19 protein-coding genes are annotated in these 18,499 nt (G+C 72.3%); 8 read left to right on the top strand and 11 right to left on the bottom strand.

Translation table 11 applies throughout. From position 1 onward, the window contains the following. Positions 1-86 precede the first annotated feature (86 nt). Positions 87-1,385 (top strand): flavin-containing monooxygenase, encoded by a 1,299-nt coding sequence (locus ACFYZ3_RS20870; RefSeq protein ID WP_388519688.1) that lies wholly within the window; start codon positions 87-89, stop codon positions 1,383-1,385. A 123-nt stretch (positions 1,386-1,508) separates the two neighbouring features. On the opposite strand, the gene ACFYZ3_RS20865 is transcribed toward ACFYZ3_RS20870, so the two are convergent. The 6 genes from ACFYZ3_RS20865 to ACFYZ3_RS20840 form a co-directional block, all read right to left on the bottom strand. Beyond that, entirely contained in the window at positions 1,509-2,636 is a 1,128-nt protein-coding gene (locus ACFYZ3_RS20865) for a tryptophan dimethylallyltransferase family protein (protein WP_388519685.1), read from the bottom strand. Positions 2,637-2,843: 207 nt separating this feature from the next. Next, on the bottom strand, positions 2,844-4,190 hold the full coding sequence (locus ACFYZ3_RS20860; RefSeq protein ID WP_388519682.1) for a cytochrome P450: 1,347 nt from the start codon (positions 4,188-4,190) through the stop codon (positions 2,844-2,846). A gap of 15 nt (positions 4,191-4,205) precedes the next feature. Continuing rightward, positions 4,206-4,799, bottom strand: a complete 594-nt coding sequence (locus ACFYZ3_RS20855) for an ATP/GTP-binding protein (RefSeq protein ID WP_115745775.1) — start codon at positions 4,797-4,799, stop codon at positions 4,206-4,208. Next, on the bottom strand, positions 4,774-5,151 hold the full coding sequence (locus ACFYZ3_RS20850; protein ID WP_388519678.1) for a DUF742 domain-containing protein: 378 nt from the start codon (positions 5,149-5,151) through the stop codon (positions 4,774-4,776). Before ACFYZ3_RS20850 ends, ACFYZ3_RS20855 begins: the two co-directional genes overlap by 26 nt. Next, a complete protein-coding gene (locus ACFYZ3_RS20845; RefSeq protein WP_003971678.1) occupies positions 5,148-5,549 on the bottom strand; it encodes a roadblock/LC7 domain-containing protein in 402 nt (133 codons plus the stop codon). Before ACFYZ3_RS20845 ends, ACFYZ3_RS20850 begins: the two co-directional genes overlap by 4 nt. Next, a complete protein-coding gene (locus ACFYZ3_RS20840) occupies positions 5,546-6,736 on the bottom strand; it encodes a sensor histidine kinase (RefSeq protein WP_388519676.1) in 1,191 nt (396 codons plus the stop codon). The genes ACFYZ3_RS20845 and ACFYZ3_RS20840 overlap by 4 nt, the downstream gene beginning before the upstream one ends. A 332-nt stretch (positions 6,737-7,068) precedes the next feature. Here ACFYZ3_RS20840 and ACFYZ3_RS20835 point away from each other — a divergent pair, with 332 nt between their 5' ends. Both ACFYZ3_RS20835 and ACFYZ3_RS20830 read left to right on the top strand, forming a co-directional pair. Then, complete coding sequence (locus ACFYZ3_RS20835) at positions 7,069-7,821, top strand: sulfite exporter TauE/SafE family protein (protein ID WP_388519673.1); 753 nt, start codon at positions 7,069-7,071, stop codon at positions 7,819-7,821. A 136-nt stretch (positions 7,822-7,957) separates the two neighbouring features. Next, positions 7,958-8,686 carry a S1 family peptidase gene (locus ACFYZ3_RS20830; protein WP_388519670.1) on the top strand — a complete coding sequence of 243 codons (729 nt, stop codon included), beginning with the start codon at positions 7,958-7,960 and terminating at the stop codon, positions 8,684-8,686. A gap of 40 nt (positions 8,687-8,726) precedes the next feature. Here the strand turns inward: ACFYZ3_RS20830 and ACFYZ3_RS20825 are convergent, their stop codons facing one another. After that, positions 8,727-9,797 carry an SCO7460 family lipoprotein gene (locus tag ACFYZ3_RS20825; RefSeq protein WP_388519667.1) on the bottom strand — a complete coding sequence of 357 codons (1,071 nt, stop codon included), beginning with the start codon at positions 9,795-9,797 and terminating at the stop codon, positions 8,727-8,729. Between the two features lie 208 nt (positions 9,798-10,005). On the opposite strand from ACFYZ3_RS20825, the gene ACFYZ3_RS20820 reads away from it, so the two are divergent. Further along, positions 10,006-10,845, top strand: a complete 840-nt coding sequence (locus tag ACFYZ3_RS20820; protein ID WP_388519664.1) for an ABC transporter ATP-binding protein — start codon at positions 10,006-10,008, stop codon at positions 10,843-10,845. Positions 10,846-11,039: 194 nt separating this feature from the next. Here the strand turns inward: ACFYZ3_RS20820 and rpfE are convergent, their stop codons facing one another. The 3 genes from rpfE to ACFYZ3_RS20805 form a co-directional block, all read right to left on the bottom strand. Beyond that, on the bottom strand, positions 11,040-11,405 hold the full coding sequence (rpfE, locus tag ACFYZ3_RS20815; RefSeq protein WP_388519661.1) for a resuscitation-promoting factor protein RpfE: 366 nt from the start codon (positions 11,403-11,405) through the stop codon (positions 11,040-11,042). 95 nt (positions 11,406-11,500) lie between these two features. After that, positions 11,501-12,973: a sialate:H+ symport family MFS transporter gene (locus tag ACFYZ3_RS20810; RefSeq protein ID WP_388519658.1), complete on the bottom strand. Its 1,473-nt coding sequence runs from the start codon at positions 12,971-12,973 to the stop codon at positions 11,501-11,503. Positions 12,974-13,098: 125 nt separating this feature from the next. Further along, complete coding sequence (locus tag ACFYZ3_RS20805; RefSeq protein ID WP_388519656.1) at positions 13,099-14,028, bottom strand: dihydrodipicolinate synthase family protein; 930 nt, start codon at positions 14,026-14,028, stop codon at positions 13,099-13,101. A 153-nt stretch (positions 14,029-14,181) separates the two neighbouring features. On the opposite strand from ACFYZ3_RS20805, the gene ACFYZ3_RS20800 reads away from it, so the two are divergent. Both ACFYZ3_RS20800 and ACFYZ3_RS20795 read left to right on the top strand, forming a co-directional pair. Further along, a complete protein-coding gene (locus ACFYZ3_RS20800; protein ID WP_388519654.1) occupies positions 14,182-14,871 on the top strand; it encodes a FadR/GntR family transcriptional regulator in 690 nt (229 codons plus the stop codon). A 119-nt stretch (positions 14,872-14,990) separates the two neighbouring features. After that, on the top strand, positions 14,991-15,482 hold the full coding sequence (locus tag ACFYZ3_RS20795; RefSeq protein ID WP_388519652.1) for a DUF5949 family protein: 492 nt from the start codon (positions 14,991-14,993) through the stop codon (positions 15,480-15,482). Positions 15,483-15,524: 42 nt separating this feature from the next. On the opposite strand, the gene ACFYZ3_RS20790 is transcribed toward ACFYZ3_RS20795, so the two are convergent. Continuing rightward, entirely contained in the window at positions 15,525-16,061 is a 537-nt protein-coding gene (locus ACFYZ3_RS20790) for an isochorismatase family cysteine hydrolase (RefSeq protein ID WP_361008847.1), read from the bottom strand. 105 nt (positions 16,062-16,166) lie between these two features. Here ACFYZ3_RS20790 and ACFYZ3_RS20785 point away from each other — a divergent pair, with 105 nt between their 5' ends. Both ACFYZ3_RS20785 and ACFYZ3_RS20780 read left to right on the top strand, forming a co-directional pair. Next, positions 16,167-17,237, top strand: a complete 1,071-nt coding sequence (locus tag ACFYZ3_RS20785; protein WP_388519649.1) for a nitrous oxide reductase family maturation protein NosD — start codon at positions 16,167-16,169, stop codon at positions 17,235-17,237. Between the two features lie 64 nt (positions 17,238-17,301). Then, entirely contained in the window at positions 17,302-18,330 is a 1,029-nt protein-coding gene (locus tag ACFYZ3_RS20780; protein ID WP_388519646.1) for a methyltransferase, read from the top strand. The last annotated feature ends 169 nt before the right edge of the window (positions 18,331-18,499 follow it).

Raw genomic sequence — 18,499 nt, 5'->3', positions numbered from 1 at the left:
GCCGGTCGTGCTGGTGTGCGGGAAGAAACGGATGGGCAGTAAAGGCATGATCGGGGGAGGTTGAGTACATCCTGGGGGGACATCCCGTGCGTGTGTGTGTGATCGGTGCAGGCCTGTCGGGGCTGGCGGTGGGCCATGCCCTGAAGGAGCGCGGTATTTCCTTCGTCTGCCTGGAGAAGGCACCCGACGTCGGCGGGATCTGGCGTCAGCCGGGGGCCGGTGAGCGGGGTCCGGGCTATCAGTCCCTGCACCTGAACACCGCCAAGCAGCTGACCGGTTACGCGGACTTCCCGATGCCGTCCTCGTACCCGCTCTACCCCTCGCACGGTCAGGTCGCCGCCTATCTGCGGTCCTTCGCCGAGTGGGCGGGTCTGCTCGGCCACGTCGAGCTGCGGACCGAGGTGGTGTCCGTCCGCCAGGACGCGGACGGCATGTGGACCGTCGTCAGCATGGCCGCGGACGGCGTGCGGAGCTCCCGCCGGTTCGAGCAGGTGGTCGTCGCCTCCGGACACCACACCGACCCGGCCCTGCCCGACCCCCTTCCGAGCGGCGCGGAGTCCTTCGCCGGAACGATTCTTCACTCCCTCGACTACCGCGACGGCGCCGACTTCGCCGGCCGCCGCGTCGTCGTGGTGGGCCTCGGCGCCTCCGCGGTGGACATCGCCGCGGACCTCTCGCGGCACGCGGAGCGGACCCTGCTGTCGGTGCGCCGGGGCCTGCACATCGTGCCCAAGCAGCTCTTCGGCATGTCGGTCGACGAGATCGCCGAGGCCCCCTGGTGGAACGAGATGTCCTTCGCCGAGCGGCGCCAGTGGGTGGAGCAGGCCCTGCTGGTGGCGCGCGGCCGTCTGTCGGACTACGGCCTGCCCGAGCCCGACCACCCGGTCTTCTCCTCCGCGACGACCCTCTCGGACGAGATCCTCAGCCGGATCCGGCACGGGGCGGTGACCCCCAAGCCCGCGATCGCCTCCTTCGCGGGCGACCGGGTCGTGTTCGCGGACGGCAGCTCCGAGACCGCCGACGCGGTCGTCTACTGCACCGGTTTCCACATGACCTTCCCCTTCCTGCCCCCCGGCTGCCCGGTGGCCGCCGACGGCTCCGTCGAGCTGTACCGACGGGTCGCCCCGGCGGACCGGCCCGGCCTGTACTTCGTCGGACTGGTGCGGCCCGTGGGCGCCATCACCCGGCTGGTGGAGGCCCAGGCGGAGTGGGTGGCCCGCCTGGTCGACGGCGCCGCCGCACTGCCCGCCGCCGAGGAGATGCGCGAGGAGATCGGCACGTACCTCACCGGCATCGTCCAGCGCTACGGCCGCACCGAGGGCGCCTCGATCCAGGTCGACGTGGGCCCGTACCTGGCCGAGTTCCGGGAGTCGCTGCCCGTGTGAGTGTTCCGGGCGCCGCCGCACGGTCCGCGACGGTGCCCGGCCCCGCCCGTGGCAGGCGCCCGTCCATGACAGGGACTCCCGGTGAGTCGCGCCGGGAGCCCTGTCGTGTGCGGACGGGGCCGGTCAGGACACCGGCACCGGTCGGCGGACCGTCTCCACGACCGGCGGCCGCACCGCGTACGCCTCCGAGGAGAGGTACGCCGTCACCCGAGGCGGCTGGTCCCGCTGGTGGGCCAGCGCCAGGTAGGCGATCAGACCCCGCCCGTCCTCGGGCCGCCGCTCGGTGAGGGCGGCCAGGGCCCGGTCGAGGACGGAGGCGTCCATGCCGTGGTGGCCCAGCACTCTCGATGCCCGGGCCAGGGCCTCCCCGTCGTGCCGGACGTAGTCCCTGACCGGGATGTGCAGGGTGAATCCGCTCGGCCGCACGGTGCCCGTGTCGGTGAAGGAGTGGCAGGACAGGCCAGGCCGCCTGCCGAGCACCCTCGCGTCGGGGCCGAGGCCCGCGGCCGTGCGGAAGAAGCCCTCGACCGCCGCGGGTCCGGGGCCCGCGTCCATCCGGGACAGGCGCCCGGCCTGCCCGGCCGTGAGATTGTCGTGCCGCACGTAGACCTTCACCCGGGGTTGAGCCCAGTCGCCGAGGTCCAGGGCGAGGAACGGGTAGCCGCTGCCCTGCGGCAGGCTGTCGAAGGCCTGCCGGTGGCCGAGCCGGTGCAGGGCCTCGCGCACCGTTGTGGCGGAACGTTCCTCCCCGCCCGCCGCCGGGTTCAGATAGACCTTGACCTTGGGTACCCCGCCGGGCCTCAGCTCCAGCGCGCACCACAGGGCGAGGGGGCCCCGCGGGACGGGCGGCAGGAAGAGGTCCCGGAGCTCGTCGAGGACGTCGGTGGCGAAGCCCCAGCGCCGAGCCATGGCCCGGATCGCCTCGAGCCCCTTGCGGCCGTTGCGAACCAGGCTGTCTGCGCCGCAGCCCGGTTCCACGAGGAGCCGCAGGGAGGGTTTTGCGTCCGGCTGGAAGGAGAGTGAGAACTCCACCGGGGTGTGGTCGTCGGACAGGAAGGTCCGGGTGGGCGGTGCCAGGCTCAGGGGCCGCTCGGCCACCGGGCCCAGGGCGTCGGTCAGGACCCCCGCGTAGGTGTCGACGTCGGCCCGGGACAGGCCCGCCACCGCGCCCAGTCTTCGCAACTGGCCGCCGGTGAGGGAGCCGAGCGTGGGTGTGCCCCGCGGGTCCGGGCCCGTCGGTGCGGCGGTCACCGTCCCGTCCCCGGCCGGAGCCGCACAGAGCGATACCCGCCTCGGGAGGCGGGTATCAGGGGGTCCGGCGCCGGGAAAGCGGCGTTCGTGGATATGTGGTCCACGACACCTCCTTTGACTCGTAAGCAACTTGAGTACCGCGTTGCTCACTACCCGTGCCGTTCGATCTTCATGCGAATGGTGCGGGTTGTGGAGGTGTTGCGCAGATCACCGTGTGAGCCAGTTGAGGAACTGGCTCCACATGCCGCCGCGTTCGGCCGGACGGGCCTGGTTCGCCGCCGGTTCCCGCTCGCCCGCGGCGGCCGCTGCCGGCTCGGCCCGCCGTGCGGGGCGCACCGGGGTGAAGCGCGCCGGAAGCGTGGCCAGGGCGCGGTTGAAGGGACCCGGACGCCACGTCAGGCTGTCCTCGGGAACGGCGAGTTCGACGTCCGGCAGCTCGTTGAGCAGGTGCTCGACGGCCGTGACCGTGATGTGCCGGGCCGGCTCCTTGGACGGGCAGGCGTGCGGGCCCGCGCTCCAGGCGAGGTGGGCGCGGTTGCTGCCCGCCTGGCGGGAGGCCTTGAGGGCCGGGCCGGTGTTGGCCGCGGCGAAGCTGACCAGCACGAGGTCGCCCGCCTGAAGCTGCTGACCGGCCAGTTCGGTGTCGGCGGCCGGGTAGTGCGGGGCGTAGTTGGCCATGGGCGGGTTCTCCCACAGCGTGTCGTCGAGCGCCTCGTCGATCAGACCGCCCTCACGGGCGTACCGCTCGTGGGTGAGGAGCCGGTGCAGGGTGTTGCCGAGGAGGTTGCGCAGGGGTTCGGCGCCCGCGCCGAGGAGCAGGGCGAGCTGGTGGACCATCTCCTCGTCGTCGAGCCGGGCCTCGTGCTGCATCAGCCAGGAGGTGACGTCGTCCCCGGGCTTGCGCCGCTTGAGCGCGACGAGTTCGCCCACCGCCTGGAAGAGCACCGCGGTGGCCTTCTCGGCGTTGACGCCGTCGAACATGCCGGTGATGCCGAACAGCACCCGGTCGCCGATGTCCGCCGGGCAGCCGAAGAGTTCGTTGAAGACGAACAGCGGCAACTGCTTGGCGTAGTCCCCGAGCAGGTCGGCCGAACCGCGGGCGCCGAACTGGGAGACGAGGTAGCCGGAGATCTGCTCGGTGCTGCGGCTCAGGCGCCGGGTGTCCACCCGCGCCATGCTGTCGGTGACCGCCTGGCGCAGCCTGAGGTGGTCGGCTCCGTCGGCGAACATGCAGTTGGGCCGGTAGGCCAGCAGGGGCGCGACCGGGCTGTCCGGGCTGATCCTGCCCTCGTTGAAGGCCCGCCAGCGGCGCGCGTCCTTGCGGAAGGTGCCGGAGTCCTGCAGCAGTTGGAGCGCCGCCGCGTAGTCCGTGACCAGGGTCGCCTCGACGCCCGGGGCCAGCTCGACGGGGGCCGCGGCTCCGTAGTGGCGCAGGTACTCGTAGTACGCCTGCGGGTCGGCGGCGAACTCCGGCCCGTGCAGCGGCACCCGGGCGCCGGAGCCGTGGGCCGGGCAGCCGGGCGGCGGCACCGGGGCGGTGTCGTGGGCGTTCATGTCTGCTCCCAGCTCCTAGCGGGTGCGGTCCAGCAAGTAGCGGACGAGGGTGGTCAGTGCGGCGGCCGAGGACTTCTCGTCGCGGGCGTCGCAGGTGACGACGGGGGTGTCGTCGAGCAGGTCGAGCGCCTCGCGCAGCGCCCGTTCGTCGCGAAGCGGCGCGCCGTCGAAGTGGTTGACGGCGATCGCGTAGTCGAGTCCGTAGTGCTCGATGAGGTCGATCACGGGGAAGGAGTCCGCCAGCCGCTCCGGGTCGACCAGCACCAGGGCGCCGAGCGCGCCGCGCGCCATGTCCTCCCACATCTGCACGAAGCGCTGCTGGCCGGGGGTGCCGAAGAGGTACAGCACGACGCGGTCGCTGATGGTCAGACGCCCGAAGTCCATGGCGACCGTGGTGGTGGTCTTGCCCTGGACTCCCTTGAGGTCGTCGACCGACTCGGCGGCCTGCGTCATCGTCTCCTCGGTGGACAGCGGCTCGATCTCGGAGATGGAGCCGATGAGGGTGGTCTTGCCCACCGCGAAGTGCCCGACGACGAGGATCTTGACCGCCGTCTGGGTCGCTCCCTCGCGGACGTAGTCCCGCTCATCCAAACTTGGCGCGGAGCCCATTGAGCACCTCCTCCAGTATCTCCTTGTCCGCGAGGCGGGCGCGGGCCACCGGCGGGCGGGTCATGAGATGTCCGCCCTCCATCAGGGAGGCCAGCAGGATCCGTACGACGCCCAGCGGGAAGTGGGTGTGTCCGGCGATCTCGGCGACCGAGAGGTAGCCGGCGGAGCAGAGGTCGAGCAGGCTCTGCTCCTCGGGGGACAGCCGGGCCGGCCGCTGCGGCTGAGCGGCGGAGGCGGTGACCAGGGTGATGAGGGAGAGGTCGTCCTCGTCGGGCAGGCCGCGGCCCTTGGTGATGACGTACGGCCGCACTAATTCGGGCGCCTCGGGCTGCCAGCCGTCGTGGCCGGTCATGAGCGGGCGCCCAGGTTCTCGCGCGGCGGTGTCGTCAGCCGCTTGCCGAGCTGGGCGACGAGCTGCTGCATCCGGAAGGTGATGTCCGCCATGTCGACCTCCGGGGAGGCGGACACGCCGAGGTAGGCGCCCTCGCCCGCGGAGATCAGGAAGACCCAGCCGCCGTCGAACTCGACCAGGGTCTGCCGCCAGGTCTGGCTGGGGTCCTCACAGAAGAAGGCCAGGGTGCGGCTGAGCGACTGCACACCGCTCATGGCGGCCGCGACCCGGTCGGCGTCGTCCTTGTCGAAGTCCTGCGTCCGGGCCATCAAGAGGCCGTCGGCGGATATCAGGACCGCGTGCAGGGCGCCCGGAATCTCCAGGGCGCTGTCGAGCATCCATGACAGATCGTCGTTCACGGGACCTCATGTCCTTCGCTGCTTGCACCAGGTGTGTCGCTCGTCCGGCCGGCGTCGTCCGGGCTGTCCGGTCCGGTGACCCGGCCGGACTGCGTTCCGCGCTGGAACGCGCCCATGACCTGTGCCTGCTCGGAGTCGGAGCGGCCTGCGGCACGGGGGGTGGACGCGCTGCCGGGCACGATGGCCATCGGCCGCTTGCGGCGGCGCCGGGGCAGGCCGTCGCCGGTCTGGGAGGAGGAGAGCGCGGCCTCCGGTCCGCCGTCCGGGACCGGCCGCGCCGCGCCGCGGGCCGCGGGGGCGGCGGGGGCGGGTGCCTTCTTCTCCGGCATGGCGGTGAGCAGTTCGTGCGGCAGCAGGACCACCGCCCGTACACCTCCGTAGGGAGAGGAGGAGTCCACCGACACCTCGAAACCGAATCGTTCGCACAGCAGGCCGATGACGGCGAAGCCGAACTGCGGCGGGTTGCCGAGCCCCGCCACGCCCGAGGCGCGCTCGGTGGCGAGCAGCTTGTCGGCGCGGGCCCGCTCCTCGTCGCTCATGCCGACACCGGCGTCGTCGACCACGATGCAGATGCCCTTGGGCACGGTCCGGATGTTGATCTCGACGACGGTGTCCGGGCTGGAGTAGCTGGTGGCGTTGTCGAGCAGCTCGGCCAGGGCCAGGGCGACGGGTTCGACGGCCCGGCTGGTGATGCCGAAGTCGACCTGGGAGAGGATGTCCACCCGGCGGAAGTGGCGGATGCGCCCCTGGGCGCTGCGCACCACGTCGTAGACCGAGGCGGTGTCGCGCCGCCCGCCGAGCCAGCCGTCGCAGAGTACGGCGATGGACTGCGCCCGCCGACCGAACTGCGAGTTGGTGTGGTCGATCTCCAGCAGGTCCTGGAGGAGGGCCGAGTCGCCGTACTTGGTCTGCAGCCGGGAGAGCACCAGCTGCTGTTCGGCCGCGAGGCCCTGAAGCGTCCGCATCGCGGACTTCAGCACGGTCTTCGTCTCGTCCTCGGCCCGCTCCTGGGCGGCCTGTACGGACTTCCCGTAATCGTTCTCCAGCTCGGTGTAGTGGTCCCTGAGCCCTTGGACCTGCTGCCGCAACGCCCGTGCCGCCTTGCGCTGGCGGCTGATGAGCACGGCGGCGGCGACGAGGGCGACGAGGGCGACCCAGAGCAAGGGGTTCCCTGTGTATTCCGTCATAAGACTCTCTTCAGGCGACTGACAGCCGGCTTGCTGAATTCCCGTCCGTGCGGGCGGCCCGGTGGAGTGCCCGCGCCGGGGGTAGCTGCCCGGGCTGCCCCTCATGTCGGGGATGCCGTCTTTCACCCATCCGCCCGCTCCGCAAACGCGGTGATCGTATCACCGCATGATCAGGTGAATTAACGTCAAGAAGTGCCCAGGCAAGACCGGTTGAGACCGGGAAACACGCGGTCCGGAGCGATGGGTACAGTCGGCCCCGTGAAAGATGCACAAGACACCTTCCGGGCGAGTACGGGTCCGGCTCGGGGCGGCACGGGGTGACTCCGGAGGCCATGGCCGCGGTGTTCGCGGCCGGCGTCGGGGCCGGCGCCATCAACAGCGTCGTCGGCTCCGGAACGCTCATCACCTTTCCCGTGCTGCTGGCCACGGGGCTGCCGCCGGTGACCGCCACCGTCTCCAACGCGCTCGGCCTGATCCCCGGCTCCATCAGCGGGGCCATCGGCTACCGCGAGGAACTGCGCGGGCAGCGCAGGCGCGTCCTGAAGTTCGGCTCCGGAGCGCTCCTTGGCGGCCTCGCGGGCGCCACCCTCCTGCTGACGCTGCCCGCCGACGCCTTCGAGACGATCGTGCCGGTCCTGGTCGGCCTCGCGCTGCTGCTCGTGGCGTTCCAGCCGCAGATCGTCAGGCTGGTCCAGCGCCGCCGGGCCCGCACCGGCACCTCCCCCCGCCGGGACGGCGGTCCGCTGCTCTTCACCGGCCTGACGCTGGCCAGCGTGTACGGCGGCTACTTCACCGCGGCCCAGGGGATCATCTACCTGTCCCTGATGGGCATGCTCCTGGACGAACCCCTGCAACGGCTCAACGGCGTCAAGAACGTCCTCTCCGCCGTCGTCAACACCGTGGCCGCGCTCTTCTTCCTCTTCGCCGCCGACTTCGAGTGGACCGCCGTCGGGCTCCTCGCGGTCGGCTCCGGTCTCGGCGGCTGGGTCGGCGCCAAGGTGGGCCGCCGCTTCAGCCCCACGGTCCTGCGGATACTGGTCGTGACGGTCGGCACGGTCGCCCTCGTACAACTGCTGCTCCGCTAGGGCCCGTCCGGCCCTCAGGCATAACACGGCGTTATGCGAAGCCGGGATTGTTCGGCCGGTGGCGAGGCCCGACATGCTGTGGGCGCCCCCACACATCAGCACGCGCCCACGCGCGTGTCGTCGGAATCGAGGAGCCTTGCGAACAACGAGACTCGTCCCCACCCTGCTGGCCGCCCTCGTGGCCGCGCTGCTGTCCGCCCTCACGCTCGCGCCGTCCGCCTCGGCGGTGGAGCCCCGGCCCGGTGACGGCGGCCCCCAGCCGATCATCGGCGGCGGCTACGCGCAGAACGCGCCCTGGGCGGCCAGGCTGTTCTCCAACGGACAGCAGACCTGCACCTCGACCATCATCTCCCCCACCTGGATCCTCACCGCCAAGCACTGCGTCAGCGGCGGCAACCTGTCCTTCCGGATCGGCAGCCTCGACCAGGGCTCCGGCGGCACGGTGGCGAACGGCGTCCAGACCGTCACCAGCCCCTCGGCGGACCTCGCGCTGGTCCGGCTCGACCGCTCCGTCTCGGCCTCCTACGCACGGCTCGGGCAGCCGGGTACGGTGCGGGTCGGCCAGACCGTGCAGGTCTACGGCTGGGGAGCGACCTCCCGGTGCGGCTCGGAGATCAACTGCCAGTCCCAGTACCTCAAGGTCGCCAACCTGAGCGTGACGCGCGGGTGCTACGACGCCTACTACGGCCAGGCGATATGCGCCCGGCCCGGCGACGGCATCACCGCGGGCGGCGACTCCGGCGGTCCGATGACGGCCGGCGGCGTGCAGGTGGGCGTCGCCTCGACCAGCGACCGGCAGACCACCACCGCGTACACCAACGTGACCGCCTACCGTTCCTGGATCCAGTCGGTGGCGGGCGTCTGACTCCTGCCGCCCTCCGGCGCCGGTCCTGCGCCCGTCTCCGTCACCGCGGAGGCAGGCGCAGGACCCCGTGCTCGTCGCGGATGTCCGTGAGGATGTCGACCACCTCGGCGTCCCGGCCCTCCGGGTCCGAGGTCACCAGCGCCGCCAGGTCCCCGAGGCAGCGTTTGCCGTCCGCGGGCGGCCGCTCGCAGAACAGCACGTACCCGCGCATACGGCGGACGGTCCCCGGCTCCAGCCGCCACACCCCCGTCCCCGCCCCGCCGCTGGTCACCGCATCCGGGTACGTCGCGCGCAGTGCGGGCAGGACCGACGCGTCGATCCGCCGGGAGAAGGCCTGCCGCTCCTCGAAGGGCGAGACGATGCGCAGGCCGGCCGAGGCGGCGTCGACGGTGCGGTCCGCGTCCCGGCCGACCGGGTAGGCGGCCACGTAGTACGGATCGCGCGCCAGGGCGGCGAGCCGGGGACCATGGGTGAACCGCAGGACGGCGGGCAACGTGCGCTTCGCCGCCGGGAGGCCCTCCGCCGCACCCGGGGCCGCGAGGTTGACGGTGACCCACTTCGGCGCCGCACCGGGATCCCGCTCCGCGCGAGCGGTGACCCAGCGCTGCACACAGACGCCGACGCGGGCCAGCACGTCGTGCACCGTCCGATCGGTCAACCGTGCCTCGATCCAGGGGGCCGTCAGCTTCTCGTCCGTGGCCAGGAGCGGCTGCCCGCAGCCGTCGAAGGCGGTGCGCACGGCGCGCAGGTCTCCGGCCTCCCGCCGGGCCCGGTCCACCGCCTTGCGGAGGGCGTCCGTGCAGTCCCGGCCGCCGTCGCAGCGGTCCTTGTCCGCGTCCACCCGGAACCTGACGGCCGCGTCCGGGTCGTCCTCGACCGACAGGGTGACCTCCGAGCCGGTGGTCTCCGGGAACAGGATCCGGGCGTCGACGACTTCGAGCTGCCCGGGGTACAACTCCTCGGCCAGTTCCCGGGCCCGCCGCACGTCGTCCTCCGTGTCGAACGCCGCGCAGCCGGTGGCGAGCAGCCCCACCAGCAGGGCCAGGAGGCCACCACCGACGCGCCCCGTCCGTCGCCGTCCGCTCCCCCGCGCAGTGCCCCGACGCCCCATGACTCCCCCTCCGTGTCCCACCGACGGCGCCACGATAGGAGCTCGGCCCGGCACCACGGATGAGTACGAGGACTCATCCGTGCCCTGAGTGCCGCCGCGCCTGCCGCGGCCCACCGTCCAGGAAGCGGACGGCCGGGGCAGGCGCGTGGTGAGTACATCTAGTGTTCGCGGTGACCGAGAGGTGCCCCGCGCGTGAAGGAGTCACGGCATGACCGCCCAGACAGCCCGCTCCCAGGCCGACGAGGACGAGGCGGCCGTGCTCCGGCTCCGGGACGTGGGGGTGCGCCGCTTCACCACGGATCAGCTGATCCTCGACGGCATCGACTGGACGGTCCGGCCGGGCGAGCACTGGGCGCTGCTGGGTGCCAACGGCGCCGGGAAGACCACCCTGCTGCGGCTGCTCGGCGCGCTCATGCACCCCACCACGGGCACGGTCGAGGTGCTCGGCAGCCGGCTCGGCCGGGTGGACGTCCGTGAGCTGCGGGCGCGCATCGGCCACGTCAACTCCGCCCAGCGGGTGCCGCAGGACCTGACCGCCCACGGGGTCGTGCTCACCGGCCACAGCGGCACCGTGCAACCCCTGTGGCGGACGTACGACGAGGAGGTCCGGCTGCGGGCCCGCGACCTGCTGACCGAACTCGGCGTCAAGGAGCTGGCCGACCGGCCGTACGGGGTCTGCTCGGGCGGGCAGCGGGCGCGGGTCCTGATCGCCCGGGCGCTGATGGCCGACCCGGCCCTGCTGCTCCTGGACGAGCCGTTCAACGCTCTGGACCTGCCCTCCCGCGAGGACCTGGTCGAGGCCATGCACCAACTGGCCGAGGGCAGGCCGCGGCTGGCCACCGTCACGGTCACGCACCATCTGGAGGAGCTGTCCCCGGCCGTCAGCCACGCCCTGCTGCTGCGCGAGGGCCGGGTCCTGTCCCGGGGTGCGCTGGACGAGGTCCTGACCGACTCCCTGCTGACGTCCTGCTTCGGCCGGGACATCACGGTGGCCCGGCGCGAGGGCCGTTGGTCGGCCTACTCGGGCCGCCGCGTCTCCGGCAGCTGACACGACCGTGACGGGGCGAGGGCGGCCCCGGGCGTATCGGCGTACGCGACGTCCGGGGCCGCCGCTCGGCTCCCCCGCCGGGGACTGCCCGTACACGGCTCGGGGGAAACGGGACGCGGCGGTGACCGGCGGCACGTGCACACGCACGGGTTACGCCGGTCAACCCGGCGCGGGCGGGGGGCCGGAGGCCGCCGTCAGGCGCAGCCCCAGGCGGACATCCCCTGCAGACGGGCGAGGCGTTCCGCCACGGCGATCTGCTCGGCGCGGGTGGCGAGGTCCGCGCGCGGGGCGTACTCGAGGCCGCCGGCGGCGATCCAGCTGGACCGTGCGAACTGCAGGCCGCCGTAGTAGCCGTTGCCGGTGTTCGCCTGCCAGTTGCCGCTGGACTCGCACGCGGCGATGGCGTCCCAGTCGGTGCGCAGGGGCGCCGAGGGCGCGGCCACCGCTTCGCCGGTCGCCCCGAGTGCGGTCGCGGCGACCAGGGTCACCGCGGCGGTGCGGATCCTGAGGCCACGCGAACCGCGCACGTCGCTCTGACGATCATTTCGTCTACAGATCATAAGAAGACTGTTACACCAGGTGACCGCCGGTCGCCGCACCGGCAGGCGCGCCTTGGGCCAGTCGGAGCACGCGCCCTCCCCCGCCCGTCACCGCCTCACGGCGCCGACCGTATGCGCCCCGCGCCGTCCGGCACCGCCGCCTCGGCGGCGAGGTAGTCGGGGACCGCCTCCTTGTCGACGAGCCGGTTGAGCCGGCTCGGGACGTCGAAGCCGATGAGCACGATCACCACGAGGGTCAGCGAGAAGGTGAGCACGGCGAGCGACTGGCCCAGCGACATGGTCGACGCGAGCCTGGCACCGAGCACCGGGGCGACCGCGCCGCCCAGCGCGCCGACGTTGTAGGTGAAGCCCAGGGAGGCGGCCCGGGTCTCGGTCGGGAAGTGCCCGGCGATGAACTTGGGCAGCAGCCCGGAGATGCCCTGCATGCAGGCCAGCATCAGGAACAGCAGGATGCCCAGCTGGAGTTGGCTGTCGCGGATGGCGAAGACGGGGAAGACGAAGGCGATGCCCACCACCAGGGTGCAGGCGTACGCCCTGCGGGTGCCGAACCGGTCGCCGACGAAGCCGGTGACGATGCAGCCGGCCATCGTGCCGAACCCGGCGTAGTAGAGCGCGTCGCTCACCTGTGCCGGGCTGAAGCCCAGCTCGGTCTTGAGGTAGGTGGGCAGCAGTGCCTGGACCGGCCAGCTGTAGAGGAAGGCGCAGAAGACGGTGACGCAGAGCGCCAGGAACAGCACCCACCGCTTGCGGCCGCCCAGTTGTACCGCGAAGGCGACGAGGCAGGCCGTCGCCAGGACGGACAGGAGGGGCACCGCACCGGCGCCGAGCGGGGTGAACACCGCGAAGAGCGAGCCCGTGGCGACGACGGCGAGCACCGTGTTGACCGTCGCCCGGCGGCGGCCGGCGAACAGCGGCCGGAAGGGATTGGGCCGTTCGCCCCTCGCCCCGACCCGCGCCTCCCAGTCGTCGGCCTCCGGCAGCGCCCGGCGTACCCACAGGGCGACGACGACGGGGAACAGTCCGATGTAGAACAGCCAGCGCCAGCCGTGCCCGGGCACCACGTGCTCGTAGACCTCGGCCGCCAGGACGCCGCCCAGCGAGAAGCCGGAGATGAGGAAGCCGGAGGCGCGGTTGCGCAGCCGGGCGGGCCAGCTCTCCAGGACGTAGGTCGCGCTGGCGCTGTACTCGCCCGCCATGCCCATGCCGATGAGCAGACGGGCCGTGAACAGGCTGGTGTAGTCCCAGGCGAAGCCGCAGGCGAAGGTGCCGACCGAGTACAGCAGGATGCTGGCCACCATGGCGCTCTTGCGGCCGAAGCGGTCACCGAGGGCGCCGAGTACGGCGCCGCCGAGCCAGCGGGTGATGAAGGCTCCGGAGACGAGGCTGGCGGACTCGACGGTCGACAGCCCGAAGTCGTCGGCGATCTCGGTCAGGACGAGGGTGATGAGGACGAAGTCGAAGCCGTCGAGGAGGTAGCCGATCCAGGCGGCGAAGAAGGCCTTCCACTTCTCCCGGGTGATCTCGCGGTACCAGGGCGGGGAGGTCGGGGTGGTGCGCGCAGATGACATGGCGATCCTATGCGGGTGGGAAGACGCGCGTCGGGGACGAGGGCGGTCGGGGACGAGAGCGGGGGCCGGGGCGGGAGACGGGGCGGGCGGGGCCGGGTCCGGCGGTCACCGGCCCGGCCCGGGGGTCACAGGAGTCCGGCCTCGGCGAGCCGGGCACGGACCCGGGCGACGGCCGGCGCGTCGAGCGGCACCTGTGGTGCGGCGGTGGCCGGGCAGTCGATGAGGCCCAGCAGGTGCGCGGCGGCCTTGAAGGCGCCGAGCGCGCTGGAGCTGCCGCCCATCAGGGCGGGGTCGCCCGCGTCGGTGAGGGCGAACAGGGCGGCGAGCCGGTCCTGTTCGGCCCGGGCCGCAGCCCAGTCACCGGCCCGGGCGGCCTCGTAGAGGCGTACGTAGCCGTGGGCGTCGACGTTGCCGAGCCCGGGCACGACGCCGTCCACGCCGGCCAGCAGCGCGCCGTCGACGGTGAGCTCGGAGCCGGTGAGGACGGTGAAGCGGGGGGTGCGGCGGCGCAGTGCGGCCAGCAGGCGGCGCAGGGAGCCCTCGTCGCCGCTGGAGTCCTTGAGCCCGGCGAGGGTACCGTCCCCGGCCAGTTCGAGGACGACCTCGCGGGGCAGCTTGGTGTGCACGGCGACCGGGATGTCGTAGGCGAACAGCGGCAGTCCGGCGCCCTCGCGCACGCGCCGGAAGTGGTCGGCGATCTCCACGGGGTGGGTGCGGGTGTAGAAGGGCGCCGTGGCCACGAGCGCGTCGGCGCCCGCCCGGACCGCGTCGGCAGCCCGGTCCAGGACCCGGGCCGTGGTGGTGTCGATGATCCCGGCGAGGACGGGGACCCGGCCCGCGGCGGCGTCGACGGCGGCCTCCAGGGCGGTCAGCCGCTGGGCGTCGGTGAGGTAGGCGGTCTCGCCGCTGGACCCCAGCAGGAACAGGCCGTGCACACCGGCCGTGACCAGGTGCTCGGTGAGCCGCCGCACGGAGGCGGTGTCCACCTCCCCCGCCGGGGTGAGGGGGGTGATGACCGGGGGGACGACGCCGCTCAGCGGCGTGGGGATGGGCATGCGGTACTCCAGGTCGTGCTGTTCTCGCCGCCGGGACGGCGGCGCGCAGCAGCGTGCCGAGGCCCTGGTGACGGGGGACGTAGGATGTCCCACGTCCTGTTAGAGTGACACATGGCAGAGCAGGGGATGTCAAGGGTCGAGAGGGGACGTCACATGCGCTCGGTCGCCGCCGACGCCGAGGAGAAGGTCAAGGAGCTGATCGTCGAACAGGGCCTCGGCCCCGGCGACCCGCTGCCCACCGAGACGGAGCTGATGGAGCGTTTCGGCGTCAGCCGGAACTCGCTGCGCGAGGCACTCAAGTCCCTCCAGGCCATGCACATCGTCGAGATCCGGCGGGGCTTCGGGACCTACGTCGGGTCCATGTCGCTGGAGCCGATGACCGAGGCCATGGCCTTCCGCACGGTGGTCGGGCACCGGCGGGGGCAGGGCAGCCTGCTCGAACTGCTCCAGCTGCGCGAGGCGCTGGAGGCGGGGCTCATGCACCAGCTGGCCGGCCGGCTGCCCGCCGCGGACCTGGCCGAGCTGGACGCGCTGGTGGAGACGATGCACACCGAGGTGCGCGAGGCGGGCGAGATCGCGGCGCGCACCGACCGGGCCTTTCACCGGGCGCTGCACCGCTCGCTGGACAACGACCTGCTCAGCGAGTTGCTCGACGCCTTCTGGAGCGCCTTCCACCGGGTGCGCACACAGGCGCAGGGGATCGGCGCGGCGGCCGACGGCGAGGAACTGGCCCGGATGCACGCCAGGATCGTCGAGGCCGTGCGCGCGGGTGACGCGAAGGCGGCGGAGACGGCCGTGCACCGGCACTTCGACGACATCCGCGGACGGCTGTCCCAGCACTGACGGGCGAGACACCCGCGGCCCCTCGTTCGTGTGAAGATTCGTATGAAGAAGGGCCAGGGTTTCGCCCGGTCGGGTGACAGCCGGGCGGGCGCGTCGCCGTGCGCGCATACGGTTTCGCGGTGACCTCGATCTCCACTGACCCGCGCCCCCTGCGAACCGCCGACCTCGGCACCCTCGTCATCATGTCCTGGAGCCGTGAGACGCCCGACGGCGACGTCCCCTTCCTCCTCGCCTGTTCGCTCGGCGACGGGGAGGGCGGCCCGGAGGCGGCCCCGGCCGCCGTCGAAGGGCTGCTGAGCCGCTCCGGACTCGCGGTGGGCGGCGACACCGTCCTCGACGCCACCGTCCTGCCCGGCCTGCCGGTCGGCCTGCTCGTCGTACCGGGTGCGGCGGCCCTCACCATGCCGGGGGTGAACGCCCAGTTCGTGCCCACCCCGCAGTGGCGGGCGGCGGTCGACCGGCGGGGGTACGCCTGCCTCATCTTCGCCACCCGCCCCTGGTCCGGGGGCGAGCCCGGCGACGGCGAGGCGGTCGCCGCCTTCGCCAACCACGCGGACACGCTCTCCTCCGCGGCGCAGGTCGTCCTGCCGGTACGGAGCCTGCGCGGCTGAGGCCGGGCACGCGACCCGCCGCCGGCCCGGCGGCGGGTCGTCTCACGTCCACAACTCGCCGCTGTCGCACACCCGGGCGCCCATGTTCCGCTCCATCATGCGCAGCGCCGCGTCCGCCAGATCGGCGTGGATGTGGGCGACCGCGTCACGCGGAACGATGACCTTCAGATGGCGGATGTGGGCGTCCAGCGCCGAGTAGAGCACGCACTGCTCGGTCACCTGCCCGCACAGCACGAGCCGGTCGATCCCCTGCTGGTGGAGCAGATAGGTGAGCGGGGTCTCGAAGAACACCGAGTGGCGTGCCTTGACCACGAAGAGGGAGGACTCGTCGGGCTTCAGCGGCTCGACGAGACGGGAGTGCGGCCCGGAGAGGGCCTTGTCGAGGATCTCGCCGTGGTGCGAGCGCCACTCCCCGAAGTTGTCGTTGACGTAGATCACGGGGACGCCCTGCCGCCGCGCCCGGTCCAGCAGGCCGGTCACGTTCGGCAGCACGGATTCCACGGCGGGGATCAGGGACTCGGCGTCCTGGTGGTCGTAGGTGTTGATCATGTCGATGACGATCAGCGCGGTCTTGCCCATGCCGCCCAGGTTGCCACCGGACGACGGTTCGGCGGCCGTTCATGACACGCCGTCGGATGGCTCATCCCGCCCATGGTCCAATAATTCCGGCATAACGTGCGCAATATGAAGAAATGCCATGTCGTGTACCTGGTGTGCACCGCAGCCATGATCGGGACGGGGCTCGGCGCGGCCCCGGCGTCCTCCGTCCCCGTGACCCATCTGGTCCACCCCGGGGAGTCGATCCAGAAGGCGGTGGACGCCGCCAAGGCGGGCGACACCGTCCTCGTCACCACCGGCACCTACCGCGAGAGCGTCAAGGTGAGCACCCCCGGGCTCACCCTGCGGGGCATGGGCCGCTCCACGGTCATCAGGCCCAGCACCCGGAAGGCCGCCGACAACACCTGTGCCGAGGGCGGCAACGGCATCTGCGTGATCGGCACCAAGGACGAGAACGTCAAGGGCATCACCGTCTCCGACCTGACGGTGACCGGGTTCACCCGCACCGGTGTGTTCTCCATGGCCACCGACGGGCTGACGGTCCGGAACGTGAACGCGGTGAAGAACGGCGTCTGGGGCATCGCCCAGGAGCGGTCGGTCCACGGCATCATCCGCCACAACACCGCCCGCGACAACGGCGACGCGGGCATCTTCCTCGCCAACAACATCAAGGCCGAGGAAGGCGCCGCCGACACCGAGGGCACCCTCGTCGCGCACAACCGGCTCGAGGGCAACCGGATCGGCGTCACCGTCCGGCGCCTGCGCAACCTCGCCGTCGCGGGCAACCACATCACCGGCAACTGCGCGGGCGTCTTCGTCGTCGGCGACGAGAACACGCCCAAGGCCGGTGACCTGGTCGTGCGGGACAACCGCGTGCTGCGCAACAACAAGTCCTGCCCGAAGACCGACCGGCTGGAGGCGCTCCAGGGCTCCGGCATCGTCCTGACCGGCGTCGAGAAGGTCCTGGTCGCCGACAACACGGTCGAGGGCAACTCGGGCAAGTCCTCGATGTCGGGCGGCATCGTCCTGGCCTCCAGCATGGTGGGCACCGCCAACTCGAAGAACGAGGTCAACGGCAACCGGCTGAGCCAGAACTCCCCCGCCGACCTGGTCAACGCCGGGACCGGCGACACCGGCAAGAGCAACACCTTCACCGGCAACACCTGCGGCGCCTCGAAGCCCGCGGGCCTGTGCTGAGCCGGCCGTAACCACCCGTGGACCGAACAAGGCCCATGGACCGAAGAAGGAAGGAAAGCGGCACATGACGACCGCACAGACTGCCCCACCCCCGCCCATGCGGCTGAGGGAGCTCGTGTTCGGGGCGGCATGTGCCGCCGCCCTCCGCGCGGCCGCACGGCTCGGCGTCGCCGACGCGCTCGGCGACGACCCCATGGCCGTGGAGGACCTCGCGGCCGCGGTGAAGACCGAACCCAGGCCGCTGCGCCGGCTGCTGCGCGCCCTGACCTGCTACGGCGTCTTCACCGAGCACAAGAACGGGACGTTCGCGCACACCGACATGTCCCGCCTGCTGCGCGAGGACGACCCGCACAGCCTGCGCAACATCACCCTGTGGTGCACCGAACCGTGGACCTGGGACGCCTGGCCGCTGCTCGACGAGGCGGTGCGCACCGGCTCGAACGTCGTCGAGGGCCTGTACGGCAAGGAGTTCTTCACCTACCTCAACGAGGACGCGCCCCAGTCGGCCGAGGTCTTCAACCGCGCCATGACGACGTCCAGCCGGCAGTCGGCCCAGGACGTCGCAGCCCTCCTCGACCTGTCGGCGAGCACCTCGGTCGCCGACATCGGCGGCGGCCAGGGCCATGTCGTGGCGAGCCTGCTGGAGAAGTACCCGGCCATGCGGGGCACCCTGCTCGACCTGCCGCGGGTGGTGGAGAACGCCGACCCCCGGCTGCGCGAGGGCGGTGCGCTCGCGGACCGGGTCAGCATCGTGCCGGGCGACTGCCGCGAGGCCATCCCGGTGCGGGCCGACGTCTACGTCATCAAGAACATCCTGGAGTGGGACGACGACAGCACCGCCCGCGCCCTGCGCAACGTCATGGCGGCCGGCGGTCCGGGCGCCCGGGTCGTCGTCATCGAGAACCTCGTCGACGACACCCCGTCGATGCGGTTCAGCACCGCCATGGACCTGCTGCTGCTCCTCAACGTCGGCGGTGCCAAGCACACCACCGACAGCATGGTCGGCCGGCTGACCGACGCGGGCCTCGTCATCGACGACATCCGCCCGGTCAACCCGTACCTGCACGCCTTCGACTGCACGGTGCCGAAGTGAGCTGACCCGGGGGCCCGCACGCGCGTCGGGGGGCCCCCCCCCCCCCGGGGGGGGGGGCGCCCCCCCCCGGGGGGGGCCCCCGGGGCCCCCACAAAGGGACCCGGGCCGAGGAAGGCGGGCGGGTACGGGTGGACCGCCCGGGGTTCTTGAATGACGAGGCCCCCTCAGG

Origin of the sequence: Streptomyces sp. NPDC001599 (assembly GCF_042893535.1) — a bacterium.
In the GTDB taxonomy this organism is placed as follows: Bacteria; Actinomycetota; Actinomycetes; order Streptomycetales; family Streptomycetaceae; genus Streptomyces.
The sequence above is the reverse complement of the archived record's forward strand: the minus strand, read 5'-3'. Positions and strand labels throughout refer to the sequence as shown.

What these genes read in the sequence shown, in the direction of transcription:
- ACFYZ3_RS20860 (WP_388519682.1), bottom strand. Translation starts at nt 4,190, where the DNA reads ATGAACGCCCACGACACCGCCCCGGTGCCGCCGCCCGGCTGCCCGGCC.
- ACFYZ3_RS20855 (WP_115745775.1), bottom strand. Translation starts at nt 4,799, where the DNA reads ATGGGCTCCGCGCCAAGTTTGGATGAGCGGGACTACGTCCGCGAGGGA.
- ACFYZ3_RS20850 (WP_388519678.1), bottom strand. Translation starts at nt 5,151, where the DNA reads ATGACCGGCCACGACGGCTGGCAGCCCGAGGCGCCCGAATTAGTGCGG.
- ACFYZ3_RS20840 (WP_388519676.1), bottom strand. Translation starts at nt 6,736, where the DNA reads ATGACGGAATACACAGGGAACCCCTTGCTCTGGGTCGCCCTCGTCGCC.
- ACFYZ3_RS20835 (WP_388519673.1), top strand. Translation starts at nt 7,069, where the DNA reads ATGGCCGCGGTGTTCGCGGCCGGCGTCGGGGCCGGCGCCATCAACAGC.
- ACFYZ3_RS20825 (WP_388519667.1), bottom strand. Translation starts at nt 9,797, where the DNA reads ATGGGGCGTCGGGGCACTGCGCGGGGGAGCGGACGGCGACGGACGGGG.
- ACFYZ3_RS20820 (WP_388519664.1), top strand. Translation starts at nt 10,006, where the DNA reads ATGACCGCCCAGACAGCCCGCTCCCAGGCCGACGAGGACGAGGCGGCC.
- rpfE (WP_388519661.1), bottom strand. Translation starts at nt 11,405, where the DNA reads ATGATCTGTAGACGAAATGATCGTCAGAGCGACGTGCGCGGTTCGCGT.
- ACFYZ3_RS20810 (WP_388519658.1), bottom strand. Translation starts at nt 12,973, where the DNA reads ATGTCATCTGCGCGCACCACCCCGACCTCCCCGCCCTGGTACCGCGAG.
- ACFYZ3_RS20805 (WP_388519656.1), bottom strand. Translation starts at nt 14,028, where the DNA reads ATGCCCATCCCCACGCCGCTGAGCGGCGTCGTCCCCCCGGTCATCACC.
- ACFYZ3_RS20800 (WP_388519654.1), top strand. Translation starts at nt 14,182, where the DNA reads ATGCGCTCGGTCGCCGCCGACGCCGAGGAGAAGGTCAAGGAGCTGATC.
- ACFYZ3_RS20790 (WP_361008847.1), bottom strand. Translation starts at nt 16,061, where the DNA reads ATGGGCAAGACCGCGCTGATCGTCATCGACATGATCAACACCTACGAC.
- ACFYZ3_RS20785 (WP_388519649.1), top strand. Translation starts at nt 16,167, where the DNA reads ATGAAGAAATGCCATGTCGTGTACCTGGTGTGCACCGCAGCCATGATC.
- ACFYZ3_RS20780 (WP_388519646.1), top strand. Translation starts at nt 17,302, where the DNA reads ATGACGACCGCACAGACTGCCCCACCCCCGCCCATGCGGCTGAGGGAG.